Origin of the sequence: Escherichia sp. E2661, assembly GCF_004745185.1 — a bacterium.
Classification (GTDB): Bacteria; Pseudomonadota; Gammaproteobacteria; order Enterobacterales; family Enterobacteriaceae; genus Escherichia.
In genome coordinates this window covers 66,786-83,410 of record NZ_PDIG01000013.1, presented here as the reverse complement: position 1 = coordinate 83,410, position 16,625 = coordinate 66,786, and the positions used below count along the sequence as shown (strand labels likewise).

The following is a 16,625-nucleotide window of genomic DNA, read 5'->3' as shown; positions in this document are numbered from 1 at the left end:
CTGAAGACGGATTCTGGAGTTTACGATGACTACTATTGTTGACAGCAATCTGCCGGTTGCCCGCCCGTCATGGGATCATTCTCGTCTGGAATCACGCATTGTGCATCTCGGTTGCGGGGCGTTTCACCGCGCGCACCAGGCGCTGTATACCCATCACCTGCTGGAAAGCACCGATAGCGACTGGGGTATCTGCGAAGTTAACCTGATGCCAGGCAACGACCGCGTGCTGATCGAAAACCTGAAAAAACAGCAACTGCTGTACACCGTGGCGGAAAAAGGCGCGGAAAGCACCGAACTGAAAATTATCGGTTCGATGAAAGAAGCCCTGCATCCGGAAATCGACGGTTGCGAAGGTATTCTCAACGCGATGGCGCGTCCGCAAACGGCGATTGTCTCCCTGACGGTCACGGAAAAAGGCTACTGTGCCGATGCGGCAAGCGGTCAGCTGGATCTCAATAACCCGCTGATCAAGCACGATCTGGAAAACCCGACTGCGCCGAAGTCCGCGATTGGTTACATCGTAGAAGCCCTGCGTCTGCGTCGTGAAAAAGGGCTGAAAGCGTTTACGGTGATGTCCTGCGACAACGTACGTGAAAACGGTCATGTGGCGAAGGTTGCTGTTCTGGGGCTGGCTCAGGCACGTGATCCGCAGCTGGCGGCATGGATTGAAGAGAACGTCACCTTCCCGTGCACCATGGTTGACCGCATCGTTCCGGCGGCGACGCCAGAAACCTTACAGGAAATTGCTGACCAGCTGGGCGTTTATGACCCGTGCGCCATTGCCTGCGAACCATTCCGTCAGTGGGTAATTGAAGATAACTTCGTTAATGGTCGCCCGGACTGGGATAAAGTCGGCGCGCAGTTTGTTGCCGATGTTGTGCCGTTCGAAATGATGAAACTGCGTATGCTTAACGGCAGCCACTCTTTCCTGGCATACCTCGGTTACCTCGGTGGCTATGAAACCATTGCCGACACCATGACTAACCCGGATTATCGCAAAGCGGCCTTTGCCCTGATGATGCAGGAACAAGCACCAACGCTGTCGATGCCGGAAGGGACTGATCTGAACGCCTATGCGACGCTGCTGATCGAGCGTTTCAGCAACCCGTCTCTGCGTCACCGTACCTGGCAGATTGCGATGGACGGCAGCCAGAAGTTACCGCAGCGTTTGCTGGATCCGGTGCGTTTACACCTGCAAAACGGCGGTAGCTGGCGTCACCTGGCGCTTGGCGTAGCGGGCTGGATGCGTTACACCCAGGGCGTGGATGAGCAGGGTAATGCTATCGACGTGGTAGACCCGATGCTGGCCGAGTTCCAGAAGATCAATGCGCAGTATCAGGGCGCAGACCGCGTGAAAGCGTTGCTGGGCCTGAGCGGTATCTTTGCCGATGATCTGCCGCAAAATGCAGACTTTATTGGCGCGGTGACTGCGGCATATCAGCAGCTGTGCGAGCGCGGCGCGCGTGAGTGTGTGGCTGCACTGTAACTGACTGATTACCCTACAGACTTACTGGTCAATCAAAATCATATTTGGTTGACCAGTTTTCGTTTTTTGCCCACCTGTACGTGCCAACTTCCAGTGCTAATGGTATAGTTTGAAATTAACGGTCAACGTAAAATTGCCCGGTAAGCAAGCCTGGCGGGCCTACGGATCAATCGCAATTTATTGAATACGCACTCTTTGTAGGCCGAATAAGGCGTTCACGCCGCATCCGGCAATAATTTGATTAATCGCATCTAACGGACACAACATCATGAAATCTGCCACCTCTGCGCAAAGACCTTACCAGGAAGTTGGGGCGATGATCCGCGATCTGATCCTTAAGACGCCGTACAATCCTGGCGAACGGCTACCGCCGGAACGTGAAATCGCAGAAATGCTGGATGTCACCCGCACGGTGGTGCGTGAGGCGCTGATCATGCTGGAGATCAAAGGGCTGGTAGAAGTACGACGTGGTGCCGGTATTTATGTTCTCGACAGTTTACCCAGCCATAATGCAGAGAGCGCTGAGGCCAACGTCTGCAATGACGCCGGTCCTTTTGAACTGTTACAGGCGCGCCAGTTGCTGGAAAGTAACATCGCCGAGTTTGCCGCTTTGCAGGCTACCCGCGAAGACATCGTTAAAATGCGTCAGGCATTGCAACTGGAAGAGCGTGAACTGGCCTCCAGTGCGCCGGGCAGCAGCGAAAGCGGCGACATGCAGTTCCATCTCGCCATTGCCGAAGCGACGCATAACAGCATGCTGGTAGAGTTGTTCCGTCAGTCCTGGGAGTGGCGGGAAAATAATCCAATGTGGATCCAGTTACATAGCCATCTCGATGACAGCTTATACCGCAAAGAGTGGTTGGACGATCACAAACAAATCCTGGCTGCGTTAATCAAGAAAGATGCCCGCGCGGCAAAACTGGCGATGTGGCAGCATCTGGAGAATGTGAAGCAGCGCTTGCTGGAGTTCTCTAACGTCGATGACATCTATTTCGATGGTTATCTGTTTGATTCGTGGCCGTTGGATAAAGTGGACGCCTGATCCCTCATTTCTGGTGCAAAGTTGAACCGCTTTGCACTATGTATGTTCCCTGAATAATTAATTATGTTCTGCAGAATATATTATGCGTAATTTAATCATTACGTACGATATATTGTTTTGGAATAATTATATATCAGTTTAACGCTGAGAAATTATTCGGAATAATCAGAATATGTTAACGTATTTCCGTTATGTTTAATGACTTTTGTCAAATGATACCTTTTTAAATAAAAAGTCAGTGGATATTCTTTTCTGTACAGTGTTTTATCTTTGGCGGATCTTATAAATCCCTTATGAAAGTGCCAGGGACGCAATGAGCATAAAGGAATGATTATGGAATATGAGCATCAACCCAGTGGTGTCCAGCAGCCAGGGCAGGATACAGATGCCACTAAACGTCAGGAGTGCGCAAAATGATGCGCCAATCAGTTCAGACGGTATTACCTGAAAGTACAGGGAACAATACGTTATCGCTGCGTGATTCCGTATGCCGGGATCTCTTTCAACTTTTTAGTTCTCCCCATTCACCGCTACCAATATTACTTGTTTCAGGCATGCCTGAGTGGCAAGGGCATAATCAGAGCGACAAGCTTCTCCAGAGTTGGTATTGCCGCCAGTTACGTTCCGCGCTTTTATTTCATGAGCCACGTATTGCGGCATTGCAGGTCAATCTGAAAGCAGTCTATTGCCACGAGTTGGTCATTAGTCTGGAGATGATGCTGTACCACGATGATGAGCCGCTAACGTTTGACCTGGTCTGGCAGAAGGGGAGCTGGCATCGCACGATGCCGCAGTAAATGACGGGAAACGCGATACGCGCAAGACGTATCGCGTTAGGTCACAATTAGTGGGAGGTTCTGATTGCTGCTTTCAAGGCCGGAAGCCGGGATGGACTGGCACTGAGCTTATCAATCCCCATAGTGAGCAGTCGTGCTGTTTGCTGGGTATCTCCAGCCATTTCGCCGCACATACTGACCGGAATTTCATTATTACGTCCGGCCTGACACACCATAGCAATAGCGTTAATCACCGCGTCATTACGATAATCGACCAGTTCCGCGACGGTACTATTTCCTCTGTCTGCCGCCATAATATATTGCGTCAGATCGTTGGTGCCGATGGAAAAGAAATCGACTTCACTGGCTAATTTGTCTGCAATCATGACTGCGGCAGGAACCTCAATCATAATTCCCAGCGCTGGAAGATTTTCTGCAGAAAACTTTCAGCCTGGTTCAATCTCCAGCTCGCGCAGTTCACGCCAGAAACGCTCTGCAACGGGATTCATCCGTGTGTTCATCCGGTATGCGTAGGCCTGAATCGGGATAACTAATTCGTCTCGATTCAGGACAATGAGCTGCCCGCTGCGAATTTCTTGTTGTATGGCGTACTCCGGTAGCCAGGCAATCCCACAGCCGTCGAGGGCAACCTGCTTTAATAACTCGCTCATCGAAGACACGAAAAAGGTGCTGAAACTTAACTCACTGTGGCGCGTCAGGGTGCGATTAATCAATCGCCCCATGTAGGAATTACGACTGTAGTTGAGTAGAGGAAAGTGCGGCTGCGCGAGGCTAAAAAGCGCTTCCCCCAGTTCGTTAACGGCGCAGACGGGGAACAGACGTGATTCAAACAACCGAATGTGGTCGAACGGCGCTTCCAGTAAGTCCTCGTCGTGAAACGAAAAAATACAGTCACTTTGCCCTTCGCGCAGTTTATCGACTGCTTCATCGACATCAATAGCTTCAATCGCCCAGGTAAAGAGCGGCGGCATCTGGCTGATAATGGACGGTAACAGTCCGAGGGAAAGAGAGTGTGCAGCGGCTATTTTAATTTTGCGTTGCGCGTAATCGCTGCCACCACGGAGTTCTGCAAGGTTGCTCTCTAACTGTTGCAACAGATGACGGATCTGCGAATGGAATATTTTCCCTTGTTCCGAGAGTTGTAGCGGCGTTACCTGGCGATTAAATAACTCAACGCCAATCGCCTGTTCCAGCGCGCGTATCCGGCGGCTGAATGCCGGTTGTGATACGTTGCGACTGACTGCCGCCTGGGAAAAGTTACGGCATTTTTCCAGCGTTAAAAAATCGTAAAGCCATTTGGTTTCAATATTATGCAAGACCGAACCATTGTCATCCATTGCGTTTTACTCTGTCAGCCGCCCTTGCGGGCATTCTACGTCCATTCGGGCGGCTGACAACTGCTTATGCAGTTTCAAACGTTCCTTTCACACACGCTTTGCCGTCTTTGACCATCAGTTTGCCGCGAGCGTATACCTGCTCAATACGCAACTGCGGTGTCATCACTAACAGATCTGCGTCATTGCCCGGCAGAATTTCGCCTTTACCGGTCAGGTTGAGGAAACCAGCGACGCTGCTGGTGAGTGGACGCAGGGCATCGCTAAGGCTGAAGCTATAGTCTTTGACCAACACTTGCACGGTTTCCAGCAACGTCTCAAAACCTGCAACACCGATATGCGTTAAATTCCCTTCATCGTCAAAGAACGGCTGACTGCCGTTGCCGTCGGAGCTAAGGGTAACGCGGGCCAGCGGAATACCCGCCTGAACGGCGCGGGCAATACCTTCGGCAGGGGCGACCGGTTCGTCAATGCTGCTGGTGATATCGATGGTGCCGCCTTTGCGCGCGAACTCCAGCGCCTGCTCAAACAACGGAACGTTGCGGTTAACGTGGGTCGGCAGCAACTTGCTGATCGGCACATCGCAGTTTTCCAGCAGGTCATAGATAGGCTGTAACGCCTTTTTGCTGTCGCCCATGTGGAACACGGTGACGCCAGGTTTACCGCCGAGCAAACCTCCAACGCGGGATTCCGCCGCCATATTGGCCAGGTGATAAACGTCCGGTGCGGCAGAACGGTGATCTGAGATGGCGCATTTCACGCCAATCACGCGATCGATAATCGCCACATCTTTTTCCACCGAGCCTGTAATGGTACGGGAAGGCACATGATAAGCACCGGTCAGCATCCAGGCGCTGATGCCTTCTTCATTGAGCGCACGAGTCTTGGCGAGTAAGGATTCCGGGTGGCGAGAGATAGAGTCGGTGCCGAGCAGACCAACCACTGACGTGACGCCCGCTTCTGTCAGACGACTTAATGCCACTTCCGGCGTACGTGTGGTAGGGCCAGCTTCGCCACCGCCGCCAATTAAATGGACGTGTTGATCAATAAAACCTGGGCAGAGGATCTGCCCGCTGAGATCGACAACCGTGCAGTCCGGTACGATGTCAGAAGGGATGTTACTGGCAACGGCAATAATCTTGCCGTTAGCGACGAGGACATCGCAAATTCCCCGATCTTCGGGCGCATACAAATGCGCTCCCTGCAGCAGGGTAAACCGGCTGCGGAATAATCAATCATGGTAACTCCTTGTTAAACAATAAGCTGCATAACCCAGATCGACAGCAATGCGTTAATCACGCAGACCGTAATGATATGCGGGTAATATTTGGCATTCACTTCGGCTGTTCCCAGGCAGCGACCAACATTTTGCACCGGGTTGCCCATTAAATACATCGCGGGAAGTAATACCGTGACATCGTGGCCGGTTAATGCGCCAGCGGTCGCCAGGCTGGCGGCAACGCCGACCGCGCCGCCCATACTCATCAATGCGGCTAAAAGGACAGTTGCCGCTTCGCCGGGCAATCCCCACAACGCCATCACCGGTTCACAGATATGTCCCACCCAGTCGAGCAGACCAGTAATTTTCAGCGCCTGAATAATGACAAATGCCATCACCACGTTCGGCAGCAGGTTGGTGGTGGCGATAGTAAAGCCACGACGTGCGCCATCGATAAACATATCCATGACATTTTTGCGGACCTGAGTTGTCATGCTTGCGCTCCTTGCGTTGGGTTGCGACGTTCTTCGAAGTTAAGCCAGATGCGCAAAATGTTGGCACCGACAAATTTAAACACCAGGATGACAGCTAAAGGTACGATTACGGACGTCCCCAGAAAGGCAAATACGGCGACGCCAGAAGAGAAATAGTTGGTGATGATGGCGCTACCGCTGGTTTGATAAGCGGCGAAAATCACTTTATCGCGCTCGGTAATTTCCCCTTCCTGCGCCAGTTCTTTAGTCATGCCAGCGGCGGCATCGGTGTTTTGCAGGTTGGCGATGAGCGCCAGTGAACAGATGCCTGGAATGCCCAACAACGGTTTTAGCACGGGCGTCATTAACTGCTGCGCGGCGCGCAATCCGCCAAGACCATCGGTAATCGAGATAATCCCCAGAGAGAGAATCACTGACGGTGCCAGTTCCAGCGCGAAGAGAAAGCCATCTTTAGCTCCTGTGCCACCTGCGCCGCGAAACGAGGTGGTAGCTCCATTCGCACCAGGCAGTTGCCCAAACGATCCGTTCAGAACGGAAAAGTCAAAAACGCGCCACCAACTGTCTGTCCCGGAAAAAACTCCGGAAAAAAAGATAATCGTGAGAAAAAAGGCCAGATACCCTTTAACACCCACTTTTTCTGTCGCCAGCTCCCCAGCTACAGCATCCCCTTGTTGTGTCATAACAATCCCCATTATTTTTTTGTGTATGTGTGTTGCGACTACCAGGAAAATTCCTGGAGCTGAAAAACCTTATCAGCCATGTGGGTATGGGGAAAATGCAAGTATGTTTCTGGCTATGCGTTTTTTGCATAGTGGAAAAATTACGCTGCGAGGAGAACCTTCCAGTAAGGATTGAGTTGCAGAAAATTCATAAACACAGTGACAATAATGGCTGGTGAGTAAAGGCGGTGAATACAAGGACGAATGCAAAATGGCAAAATACAACGACAAAGAGCTGGCAGAGACGAGCAAGTTTTTAAGTTTTGTCCTCCGACATAAACCGGAGGCGATTGGCATCGTGCTGGACCGTGAAGGATGGGCGGATATCGATAAGCTCATACTCTGTGCACAAAAAGCGGGCAAGCGGTTAACCCGCGCATTACTGGATACTGTGGTCGCCACCAGCGATAAGAAGCGCTTTAGTTATTCCAGTGATGGTACGTGTATTCGCGCCGTTCAGGGGCATTCGACTTCGCAGGTCGCCATTGCCTTCATCGAAAAAACACCGCCACAATTTCTCTACCACGGTACGGCAAGCCGTTTTCTTGAGGCGATAAAAAAACAGGGGCTGATTGCAGGGGAGCGTCATCATGTGCATCTCTCTGCTGATGAAGCAACGGCCCGCAAAGTCGGGGCAAGACACGGTTCGCCGGTTATCTTAACCGTCAAAGCACAGGAAATGGCGAAACGAGGGATCCCTTTCTGGCAAGCGGAAAACGGGGTCTGGCTGACATCAACGATTGCGGTTGAGTTTCTTGAGTGGTAAGGGAAACAGCCCTTATGAAGCGACCACTTATCGCTTAAATAATTGCACTGTGCTGATAAGCGCAGCAATAAACAACGCCGCCGCGCCGCAGAGAGTGGCGCTGGCAAGCGCCGATGTTCCATTGCCGAGCATACTGGTCAGCGCCGGGCCGAGGATTTGCCCAATGCCGTAAATGAGCGTCACAAAGCCTAAAAGATTGAGATTTCCCGGTACGCTCAGTTGGCGGGCGATAGTCATCACCAGAGATGTCGTGCCCATAAAGGTACCGCCAAAACCGATACTACTGATGATAAGCAAGAGAGGCGAGTTGCTGGCGAGAGTAAGCAGCACACAGATAGCCTGCACCAGTAAATTCGCCGTCAGGCAGGGCAAAGCCCCCCAACGTTTGGCTGCCCATAGCCAGCCAAAGCAACCAGGCACAATTGATAAGCCGACTAACGTCCAGAGATGGGCGGTTAACAATGGTGAGCCTGCATCTTTCGCCATGAGCGGCAGGTAAGTCGCGACGATGATATAACCAAATCCCGCCAGGCCGTACAGAATAGCCAGTAACCACCAGCTCATTATTTGTTGCTCCGTTTTTGCCAATGGCGTTGGTGCGATGGCGTGTTTTTTCGAGGGCATTAAAAGCGTAAGTGCAATCAGCATCATGCCAGAAAGCGCCCCGGCGCCTTGCCATAACGTTTGCGAGGAGAGGGCAAAATGCAGGCCTGCCAGAACATATTCATTGCCCAGCGCGATGCCAATGCCAACGCCAGAAAACAAAGCTGCCAGCACAAAAGGATGGCGCGTGTGCTGCATAATCAGTGTCGAACCAAAAATCAGCATTCCGGCGCTGGCGACACCCGCCAGGAAGCGAATCAATAACACCAGAATAAATGGCGGTAACCATGCCATTGCGAGGATCAACAATCCGCTCGCCAGGGCAGAAGCCAACAGAAATGGGCGCAGGCGCGACGGCTGGTGAAATGCGCCAAACGAAAATAGCAGACTGCCAGCCAGATACCCCGCATAGTTGCCGCTGGCAATCCACGAGAGCTGGCTAAATGAAAACGCCCCTTCCGCCATCATGACGGGCAACATAGGTGTATAAAGGAAGCGACCTAATCCCATACCTAAGGTCAGAACCAGCATCCCGAAAAGCGCGGTGCTGAAAGAAAAGCGTTCTACGGGATGCGAGGACGGGGGCATGTTTAACCTTGTTTGTATTTTTTGTAGTTAACAAGTTAATAACAAAAAGGCGAAACATGCCAGCCTGTTAATGTGATGATTTAGGGGTAAAGCGATAAAAATGATTTGGTTCGCTAACGATATAAATATTACCAGAGGCATCCATCGCAACCCCTTCGGCCTGTTTGATGTTATGCGACAAACCTCGACTGCCTTTGGTTAGTGACATTTCACCGATAACCTCGCCAGCCAGCGTTACTTCCTGGAGTGCGCGTGATTCATGAGACAGCACCAGAAGCGTATTTTTTTGTTGGTTAAATTCTGCGCCGGACACATCATCTAAAGTAAATTGCCGTTGTAGTGCCTTGTCTTTGCTGATGTGCAATTCATTGCTACTTAACAGCCCGTTAACTTTGTAGACCTCAATCGGGTTTTTCTCTTTAAAAAACCAGAAAGTGTGATCCTGGCGAGAGTAGGCCAACCCTTCAAAACCGCAATTAGTTGGGGATTCCTGCAGCGGGATTTTTATTTTTTTGAGGATTTTTTACTTCCGAGTTTGGGGTTAGTGAAATCACATAAATGGCATAATCGCGCTCATCGCTAATGACAAACTGATTATCGCCAATGTATTCGATCGTCTCGAGATCTTTAACAAAATCCAGAGGAATAGTGCGGATCAAATCGCCATTGGTGGTCATTTCAACAATGGCGGCAGGTTTGTTGATAGTGCTAAACAGGGTATTGCTCTGTGCCGACCAGGTCAGCGAGGAGATATTATTCGTTACGCCTGCAATTTCTTTGCCGTCAATGGTGGCGTGGTAATTCTGAAATGACGCTGCATGATTGCTTTTACGGGCGCAAGATTGCACGAAGAAAGTACACACTGCCACAATGGCAAAAAGAATCACAATAACGGAGATGCGTTTACTTAACGAAATACTTTTTGTCACGGTAATCCCTTTAAGGCAAATCAATAAGATATCGAGAAGTATACGTAGCGATCTTAATGAATCCTTAACGCGGAGAAACCCCGTAATGTGCAATGCAGCGCCAGCCACCATCCTGCTGGCAATAAACTGATTCCGTATGACCGGGGATTACCCATTGTGTTTCTTCGCCAGGAAGACAGGTCAGCCAGATGCATAACCCACAGCCGCCGCGTAACTCTCGGGGAATATCGGCGACGCGAAAAGTCATCCCTGCTGCCTGTAACGCCTTACGCGTTTGTACAACGCCGACGGTTGAGTGAAATAAAAACAGATACTCTTTCATGTGCGTTTTCTCTGCCGCTGACCAATCACCGCCGCGCCAATTGCGCCAGCGAATTGCGCATCAGGGTGAGTTTGTACCGGCATTCCCAGATGGTTTTCCAGCATGTGGGTAAACTTCTGACAGTGACTCACGCCGCCAGTGAACAGAATCGGCGCTTCACAAGAGAGGCGACCAATGAAATTGGCGCTGCGCCGCGCCATAGCGTTAATCACTCCGGCGAGAATCGATTCCGCTGGTACGCCCGCAGAACGCAGACTGATCACTTCCGATTCGGCAAACACAGTACACATGCTGCTGATGGCGTGCGGTGGTACATTTTCGGTGATGCTGTCGAGTTCCTCGACGCTGGCGCCCAATGTGCGGGAAATGACTTCCAGAAAACGCCCGGTGCCTGCCGCGCATTTGTCATTCATCAGGAAGTCGCACAGGTTACCGTCGGCATCAAGCTGAATGACTTTGCTGTCCTGACCACCGATGTCGATTACCGCGCGCGTTGCTGGCGCAAGAAAGCGTGCGCCCAGCCCGTGGCAGGAGATTTCCGTCACCTGTTTATCGGCAAAATCCACCAGTTGCCGCCCGTAACCGGTCAGCGTCAGAAACGGCACTGTCTCTAACCCTTCACGCAGAGTTTCCCAGGCTTCAGTAATTGCCGTTGCCGGACGAAATGGCGTAGGAGCAAGGAAACGGCGCGTAATCACGCCGTCTGCCAGTAAGATCCCTTTGGTGGCGGTAGAACCAGAATCAATGCCAATCGAATATGTCACCACCGCTCCTTACAACATCTCAATAAAGGCTGCGACGCGGGTACTGAGTTGTCCGATATCCGATGTGGAGTAGTCTGTTTCTATGGCGATGTAAGGAACGTTATGCTGCTGACGAACGTGGCGTTTAATCGCCAGCGATTCCACCGCGTAGGTATGGCACGCCTGTAAAATTACATCGACCACGCCATCGACCTGATACTCCTTCACCATCTGGCTGAGCATTTTCAGGCGTTGATCGTTTGGCGAAACACAGGAACAGCCAATTGCCAGATATTTATCCGCCAGCGCGTCATACACATCGCCCGTTTCCGCCACGCATTGCTCGGTCGCTTTCGCGCCGGTACAGTTTTCATAACCAACCACCCAGCCACCGTTTTCTTCAATCGCGCGCACGACTTTTTCTGCCGCGCCGCCAATCGGGCAACCGGTAATTAAAATTCGTGGCCGCGGGTCCAGTCTCTGGCCCTCTTCCCATTGCTGACGAACGCGGGCAGTCATCGCATCCAGTTCATTGATCAACGCCTCTTTATCGAACCGGAAGGTTGCGCCGTAGACCACTTTCAGAATGTCGCCGCCATTGAGTGCCGGAGGATTTAACTGCCCCAGATGATAAAAGTTGGCCAGTGCGCGACGTTCACGGTTTTTCAGTGCAATGGCATCGCGCAACGCGTCTTCGGTGATCTCGTGCCCAAAACGTTCTTCCACCGCTTTTTGTAAGCGAAGCATCTCGGCTTTCCATAATGCACGCGAGGCATCGTCTTGCACGCTGTTTGGTAATTGCATGACATGAACGGGCTTAAACTCCGCCATGTATTCGTACATTTTCTTTTTGCCGTCGCAGGTGGTTTCACCGACCACCAGATCAGAAAAGTAGAAGTAGGGGCATTTGTCGGTTTTGCCGAAGCCGTAGCTGCTTTTGATTAGCGGGCAGAGGTTACGCGGCAGATCTTTCTCGGCTTCTTCAATGGTTTCATCAGAGGTGGAACAGAGCGAAACCACAACAGCGCCGGCTGCCATCGGGATCTCTTGTGGCATAAACGTACAATAGGTGCCAACCAGCGGAATGCCGCGCTCTTTGAGATCCATGACGGTGAGAAAGCCTTTCTGGCGAGCTTCGGAGAACTGATCGAAAATGGCGGGTAGATCGGTGACAAGTGACATGATTTTCCTTCCCCGTAACACGGGAGATAATGAAAAGAGGCCACATTATTACCATGTTTTAAGTGTGGTTTATTTGATCTCTCTCGCGGTTAGCCATTTAGCTTTTATCATCGATTTCTAAAAGTTGCCGAGGGGTAACAAGGTCGGAATTTGCGATAAAAGATACAATATCAGCCCAATACAACCGCCGACTAGCGTGCCGTTAACACGGATAAACTGGAGGTCCTTGCCAATATTTAACTCGATCTGCCGCGACATATCGCGCGCATCCCAGCTTTTTACCGTATCGCTGATGTGGCGAGTCAGGAATGCTGAAAACTCTGGCGCGACGCGGTGCGCGGCCTGTTCCAGATGACCATTTAACGAGGCGCGCAGGGCATCATCGGCAATTAACGTCTCGCCAAACCACTGTCCTGCACGAGCAATACGTTCTTTCACGCGAGAATCTTCGCTGTTGATATCCGCTTTCAACCACTCCCGCAAATCTCCCCACAATTCACCAAGATAGCGGTTAAATGCTTCATCTTCTTTCAGATAACTTTTCACGGCATCGGCCCGCGCCGCCATTTCCGGATCGTTTTTCAGTTTCTCGATCAGCGCGAAGGTAGCGCGATCAAACGCATGGCGGATCTGATGTGCGCGATCGCGGCTGATATCATCAAGCAAAGAATTCACGGCGTCAGAAACCAACTCCGCACTGTGTTCGCCCAGCCATTCGGTAGGCAAAATTTTGGCTTTCAGCGGATGCTCGCTCTCCAGCCAGCGAACAATTTGCTGGGCAATAAACTTGCGCGATTTATCGCGCTGGAGAAGGGCGATCAGTTGTGCGATCAACGTATCGAGCAGTACCTGATGACGATCGTTTTTGGTCATGCTCTCCAGCATCAATGCACTGGTGCCGGAAAGATCCACTTTATCGATCGCCTTATGCACCGCGCGCTTAAGCAGACGCTGAATACGCGCATCATCGGTCAGTTCGAGAAAACCACTCATGATCTGCAACAGATGCTGCCCAACGCGACGGGCGTTTTCCGGCTGACTAAACCAGTTGCCAATTAACAACGCCGGTTCATGACGCCGGATTAGCGCTACCAGCGATTGGGTATCGAGAAATTTTTCCTGCACGAACTGACCGAGATTTTCGCCAATTCGGTCTTTATTACGCGGGATAATCGCCGTATGACGAGAAATGATCGGAATCGGCACGCGGCGAAACAGCGCCACCACCGCAAACCAGTCCGCCAGCGCGCCGACCATCGCCGCTTCGGCAATCGCCTTCACGCCGCTCACCCAAAAATTGGGCGGCAAAAACAGCGTAACGATAAAAGTCGCGGCAGCAACGAGCAGCAAAGAGAGCGCCAGCATTTTGGCGCGTCGGAGTTCAATGATTTTATTCATATCGTAAGAATAGAGCCTGACGGTAAGAAAACGCAAAAAGCGAGATATCTTCCATAAAAATGTATCGCTTGCAGGAGAACAAAAATAGCCTGGAAAGTGCCTCGGGGAATGGGAAATTGCCAGGTGAGAATGGTTTTGTTAGTCGCTAAAGTCGGGCTATCTTATCAACAGGTGACGGATCGCCATGACAAACTTCACGACCAGCACGCCGCATGACGCATTATTTAAATCCTTTCTCACGCACCCTGACACCGCGCGGGATTTTATGGAGATCCACTTACCTAAAGATTTACGTGAACTGTGCGATCTCGACACCTTAAAACTGGAATCCGCCAGCTTTGTCGATGAAAAATTGCGGGCGCTACATTCCGATATTCTGTGGTCGGTAAAGACCCGCGAAGGCGATGGCTATATCTATGTAGTGATTGAACATCAGAGCCGTGAGGATATTCATATGGCCTTTCGCCTGATGCGCTATTCCATGGCGGTGATGCAGCGCCATATCGAGCATGATAAACGCCAGCCGCTACCGCTGGTCATCCCGATGCTGTTTTATCACGGTAGCCGTAGTCCTTACCCCTGGTCTTTGTGCTGGCTGGACGAATTTGCCGACCCGACTACCGCACGGAAGCTTTATACCGCCGCGTTCCCGCTGGTGGATATCACTGTCGTGCCAGACGACGAGATTGTGCAGCACCGCAGAGTCGCCCTGTTGGAGTTGATCCAAAAGCATATTCGCCAGCGCGATCTAATGGGGCTTATTGATCAACTGGCAGTATTACTGGTTACAGGGTGCGCTAATGACAGCCAGATAACCGCGCTGTTAAATTACATTTTACTGGCTGGCGATGAAGCGAGTTTTAAAGAGTTTATCAGCGAACTAACCCGTCGAATGCCTCAACACAGGGAGCGAATAATGACGATTGCAGAGCGAATTCATAATGATGGATGGCTGTTGGGAAGGGAGAGGGGGAGGAAAGAAGGGAAAGAAGAAGGGGAACAGAGCCTCCTCCGATTGTTGTTGCAGAATGGGGCGGATCCTGAATGGATACAACGATATACCGGACTTTCGGCAGAGCAAATGCAGGCATTAGATCAGCCCTTGCCTGAAAGCAAGCGCGATCCATGGATCGAGTACTAATCAGAGACTGATGACAAACGCAAAGCAGCCTGATGCGCTACGCTTATCAGGTCTACATTATCTCTGCAATCTATTGAATTTGCGCGGTTTGTAGGCCGGATAAGGCGTTCACATGGCATCCGGCATGAACAAAGCGCACTTTGCCTAAGTCATGCTGGAACGTGGCGATGACCCTGCAAAGATAAAACGAGTCACACGCTATTCGTGAGAGTAAATCAGGGGCCTCGCCACTTATTCGAAATTATTCTATTGCCCGATACACGGCCTCGCCAATTTGCTTCAGTGCTTCGCGATAGGTTTCGCTGAGCGGCAAAGCGCAGTTGATACGCAGACAATTACGGTATTTACCGGAAGCCGAGAAAATCGAGCCTGCCGCCACCTGGATTTTCATGCGGTACAGTTGCCGCGCGACGCAGACCATATCGACCTGTTCAGGCAATTCTATCCACAGTAAAAATCCGCCTTTCGGGCGCGTAATACAGATTTCGCAGGGAAAATATTCCCGTATCCAGCAGGTATAAAGCGCCATATTGCGCTGATAGTTCTGCCGCATCCGCCGGATATGGCGATGATAGTGACCTTCCAGCACAAACGTTGCCGCCGCTATTTGCGTGGACGGCACATTAAAGCTGCTGGTGGCATATTTCATATGCATCAGTTTATCGTGATAACGTCCCGGCGCGACCCAACCCACGCGCAGGCCAGGCGCAATGCTTTTACTGAACGAGCTGCACAGCAGCACCCGGCCGTCGATATCCCAGGAATGAATGGTCCGCGGGCGCGGATACTCCGTTGCCAGTTCGCCGTAGACATCATCTTCAAAAATTACAATATCATGACGCTGAGCGAGAGAGAGAACGGCCCGTTTGCGCGCGTCCGGCATAATAAATCCCAGCGGATTATTACAGTTTGGCACCAGAATGATGCCTTTAATCGGCCACTGTTCCAGCGCCAGTTCCAGCGCTTCAACGCTGATGCCTGTTTCTGGATCGGTTGGGATTTCAATCACTTTCACGCCCATACCGCGCAGCATCTGCATTGAACCGTAATAACAGGGGGATTCGACTGCGACAATATCGCCCTGTTTACATACCGCCATTAACGCCAGCGACATCGAGTTATGGCAGCCGCTGGTGATAATGATGTCATCGGCGGTGACCACCGAGCCGCTGTCGAGCATCAGGCGGGCAACCTGCTCTCGCAACACTCGCTGACCGGCTAACAAGTCATAACCGAGAACGGTTTGCAGATTATGCTGCACCACCCGGCTTAGCTCCCGCCACAGCGGTTTCAGGCTGGGCGTTTCGACATCCGGCGTGCTTTTGCTTAACGGAACAATGGAACTGTCGCTGTGCGCTACCAGCATATCCAGTACCTGGTCCCACTGGGTAATCTCCACCGGGCGCTGCACCGGACGCGTCATCGGCGGTACTGGCGGCTGGGCTTTACGTTGTGCGACAAAATAACCCGAACGCGGCTGCGGAGTGATGAGCTTCATCGTCTCCAGCGTCTGATACGCCTGCTGCACGGTGCTGATGCTGACGCCGTGCTCCTGACTTAAGCTGCGCACCGACGGTAATTTCTCCCCGTGACGATACAGCCCTTGCTCAATCCGCTCGGCAAGTAGAGTCGCCAGATGTTGATAACGCGTCATGCTGTATTCCTTATTTGGACCATACAGAGAGAAAAACCGGTACAGATGAGGCTAAAAAACCGGATGCAGATGCTGTTTTAACCTGTCTGTATGTTAAATAAAAGTAATATTTGCATCTGTATTGTGAACTGCCAGAAGGCGGATGATGAAGCCTCTGAAAGATGAGGAGGCAGCAGATGGAATTTCACGAAAACAAAGCTAAAGCGCC

Annotated in this window: 14 protein-coding genes and 3 pseudogenes; 5 read left to right on the top strand and 12 right to left on the bottom strand. The window is 51.4% G+C overall.

Features of this window, described 5'->3' with window-relative positions; genetic code table 11:
* Positions 1 to 25: 25 nt before the first annotated feature.
* From CRI63_RS07050 to iraD, 3 genes are all read left to right on the top strand, one after another.
* The gene (locus CRI63_RS07050; RefSeq protein WP_135518989.1) at positions 26 to 1,486 is read left to right on the top strand and encodes a fructuronate reductase; all 1,461 of its coding nucleotides are present in this window, start codon (positions 26 to 28) and stop codon (positions 1,484 to 1,486) included.
* 268 nt (positions 1,487 to 1,754) lie between these two features.
* Positions 1,755 to 2,528 carry a Uxu operon transcriptional regulator gene (gene uxuR / locus CRI63_RS07045; RefSeq protein ID WP_130216613.1) on the top strand — a complete coding sequence of 258 codons (774 nt, stop codon included), beginning with the start codon at positions 1,755 to 1,757 and terminating at the stop codon, positions 2,526 to 2,528.
* 413 nt (positions 2,529 to 2,941) lie between these two features.
* Positions 2,942 to 3,325, top strand: a complete 384-nt coding sequence (gene iraD, locus CRI63_RS07040; protein WP_033555723.1) for an anti-adapter protein IraD — start codon at positions 2,942 to 2,944, stop codon at positions 3,323 to 3,325.
* A 47-nt stretch (positions 3,326 to 3,372) separates the two neighbouring features.
* Here the strand turns inward: iraD and CRI63_RS07035 are convergent.
* The 5 genes and pseudogenes from CRI63_RS07035 to CRI63_RS07015 form a co-directional block, all read right to left on the bottom strand.
* Positions 3,373 to 3,744 (bottom strand): annotated as a pseudogene (locus CRI63_RS07035) (putative PEP-binding protein); the annotation flags it as partial.
* A gap of 6 nt (positions 3,745 to 3,750) precedes the next feature.
* The gene (hypT, locus tag CRI63_RS07030) at positions 3,751 to 4,662 is read right to left on the bottom strand and encodes a hypochlorite stress DNA-binding transcriptional regulator HypT (RefSeq protein WP_135518987.1); all 912 of its coding nucleotides are present in this window, start codon (positions 4,660 to 4,662) and stop codon (positions 3,751 to 3,753) included.
* A 64-nt stretch (positions 4,663 to 4,726) separates the two neighbouring features.
* Positions 4,727 to 5,898: pseudogene (gene iadA / locus CRI63_RS07025) on the bottom strand (beta-aspartyl-peptidase).
* A gap of 12 nt (positions 5,899 to 5,910) precedes the next feature.
* Complete coding sequence (locus CRI63_RS07020; protein WP_000211971.1) at positions 5,911 to 6,372, bottom strand: YjiG family protein; 462 nt, start codon at positions 6,370 to 6,372, stop codon at positions 5,911 to 5,913.
* Entirely contained in the window at positions 6,369 to 7,052 is a 684-nt protein-coding gene (locus CRI63_RS07015; protein ID WP_135518981.1) for a nucleoside recognition domain-containing protein, read from the bottom strand. The genes CRI63_RS07020 and CRI63_RS07015 overlap by 4 nt, the downstream gene beginning before the upstream one ends.
* Positions 7,053 to 7,302: 250 nt before the next feature.
* Here CRI63_RS07015 and kptA point away from each other — a divergent pair, with 250 nt between their 5' ends.
* Positions 7,303 to 7,857: an RNA 2'-phosphotransferase gene (gene kptA / locus CRI63_RS07010; protein WP_135404020.1), complete on the top strand. Its 555-nt coding sequence runs from the start codon at positions 7,303 to 7,305 to the stop codon at positions 7,855 to 7,857.
* A gap of 27 nt (positions 7,858 to 7,884) precedes the next feature.
* On the opposite strand, the gene CRI63_RS07005 is transcribed toward kptA, so the two are convergent.
* From CRI63_RS07005 to CRI63_RS06980, 6 genes and pseudogenes are all read right to left on the bottom strand, one after another.
* Positions 7,885 to 9,048: an MFS transporter gene (locus CRI63_RS07005; RefSeq protein ID WP_135518978.1), complete on the bottom strand. Its 1,164-nt coding sequence runs from the start codon at positions 9,046 to 9,048 to the stop codon at positions 7,885 to 7,887.
* A 67-nt stretch (positions 9,049 to 9,115) separates the two neighbouring features.
* Positions 9,116 to 9,977 (bottom strand): annotated as a pseudogene (locus CRI63_RS07000) (YjiK family protein).
* A gap of 64 nt (positions 9,978 to 10,041) precedes the next feature.
* On the bottom strand, positions 10,042 to 10,299 hold the full coding sequence (locus tag CRI63_RS06995) for a DUF3343 domain-containing protein (protein WP_130221721.1): 258 nt from the start codon (positions 10,297 to 10,299) through the stop codon (positions 10,042 to 10,044).
* On the bottom strand, positions 10,296 to 11,063 hold the full coding sequence (gene yjiL, locus CRI63_RS06990; RefSeq protein ID WP_135518975.1) for a putative 2-hydroxyacyl-CoA dehydratase activator YjiL: 768 nt from the start codon (positions 11,061 to 11,063) through the stop codon (positions 10,296 to 10,298). Before yjiL ends, CRI63_RS06995 begins: the two co-directional genes overlap by 4 nt.
* Before the next feature lie 9 nt (positions 11,064 to 11,072).
* A complete protein-coding gene (locus tag CRI63_RS06985; RefSeq protein WP_135518972.1) occupies positions 11,073 to 12,224 on the bottom strand; it encodes a double-cubane-cluster-containing anaerobic reductase in 1,152 nt (383 codons plus the stop codon).
* A gap of 117 nt (positions 12,225 to 12,341) precedes the next feature.
* Positions 12,342 to 13,622 (bottom strand): DUF445 domain-containing protein, encoded by a 1,281-nt coding sequence (locus tag CRI63_RS06980; RefSeq protein WP_135518969.1) that lies wholly within the window; start codon positions 13,620 to 13,622, stop codon positions 12,342 to 12,344.
* A 184-nt stretch (positions 13,623 to 13,806) separates the two neighbouring features.
* Here CRI63_RS06980 and CRI63_RS06975 point away from each other — a divergent pair, with 184 nt between their 5' ends.
* The gene (locus CRI63_RS06975) at positions 13,807 to 14,763 is read left to right on the top strand and encodes an Rpn family recombination-promoting nuclease/putative transposase (RefSeq protein ID WP_135518966.1); all 957 of its coding nucleotides are present in this window, start codon (positions 13,807 to 13,809) and stop codon (positions 14,761 to 14,763) included.
* A gap of 241 nt (positions 14,764 to 15,004) precedes the next feature.
* Here CRI63_RS06975 and CRI63_RS06970 read toward each other — a convergent pair whose 3' ends face one another.
* Positions 15,005 to 16,417 (bottom strand): PLP-dependent aminotransferase family protein, encoded by a 1,413-nt coding sequence (locus CRI63_RS06970; protein WP_135518963.1) that lies wholly within the window; start codon positions 16,415 to 16,417, stop codon positions 15,005 to 15,007.
* Between the last annotated feature and the right edge of the window lie 208 nt (positions 16,418 to 16,625).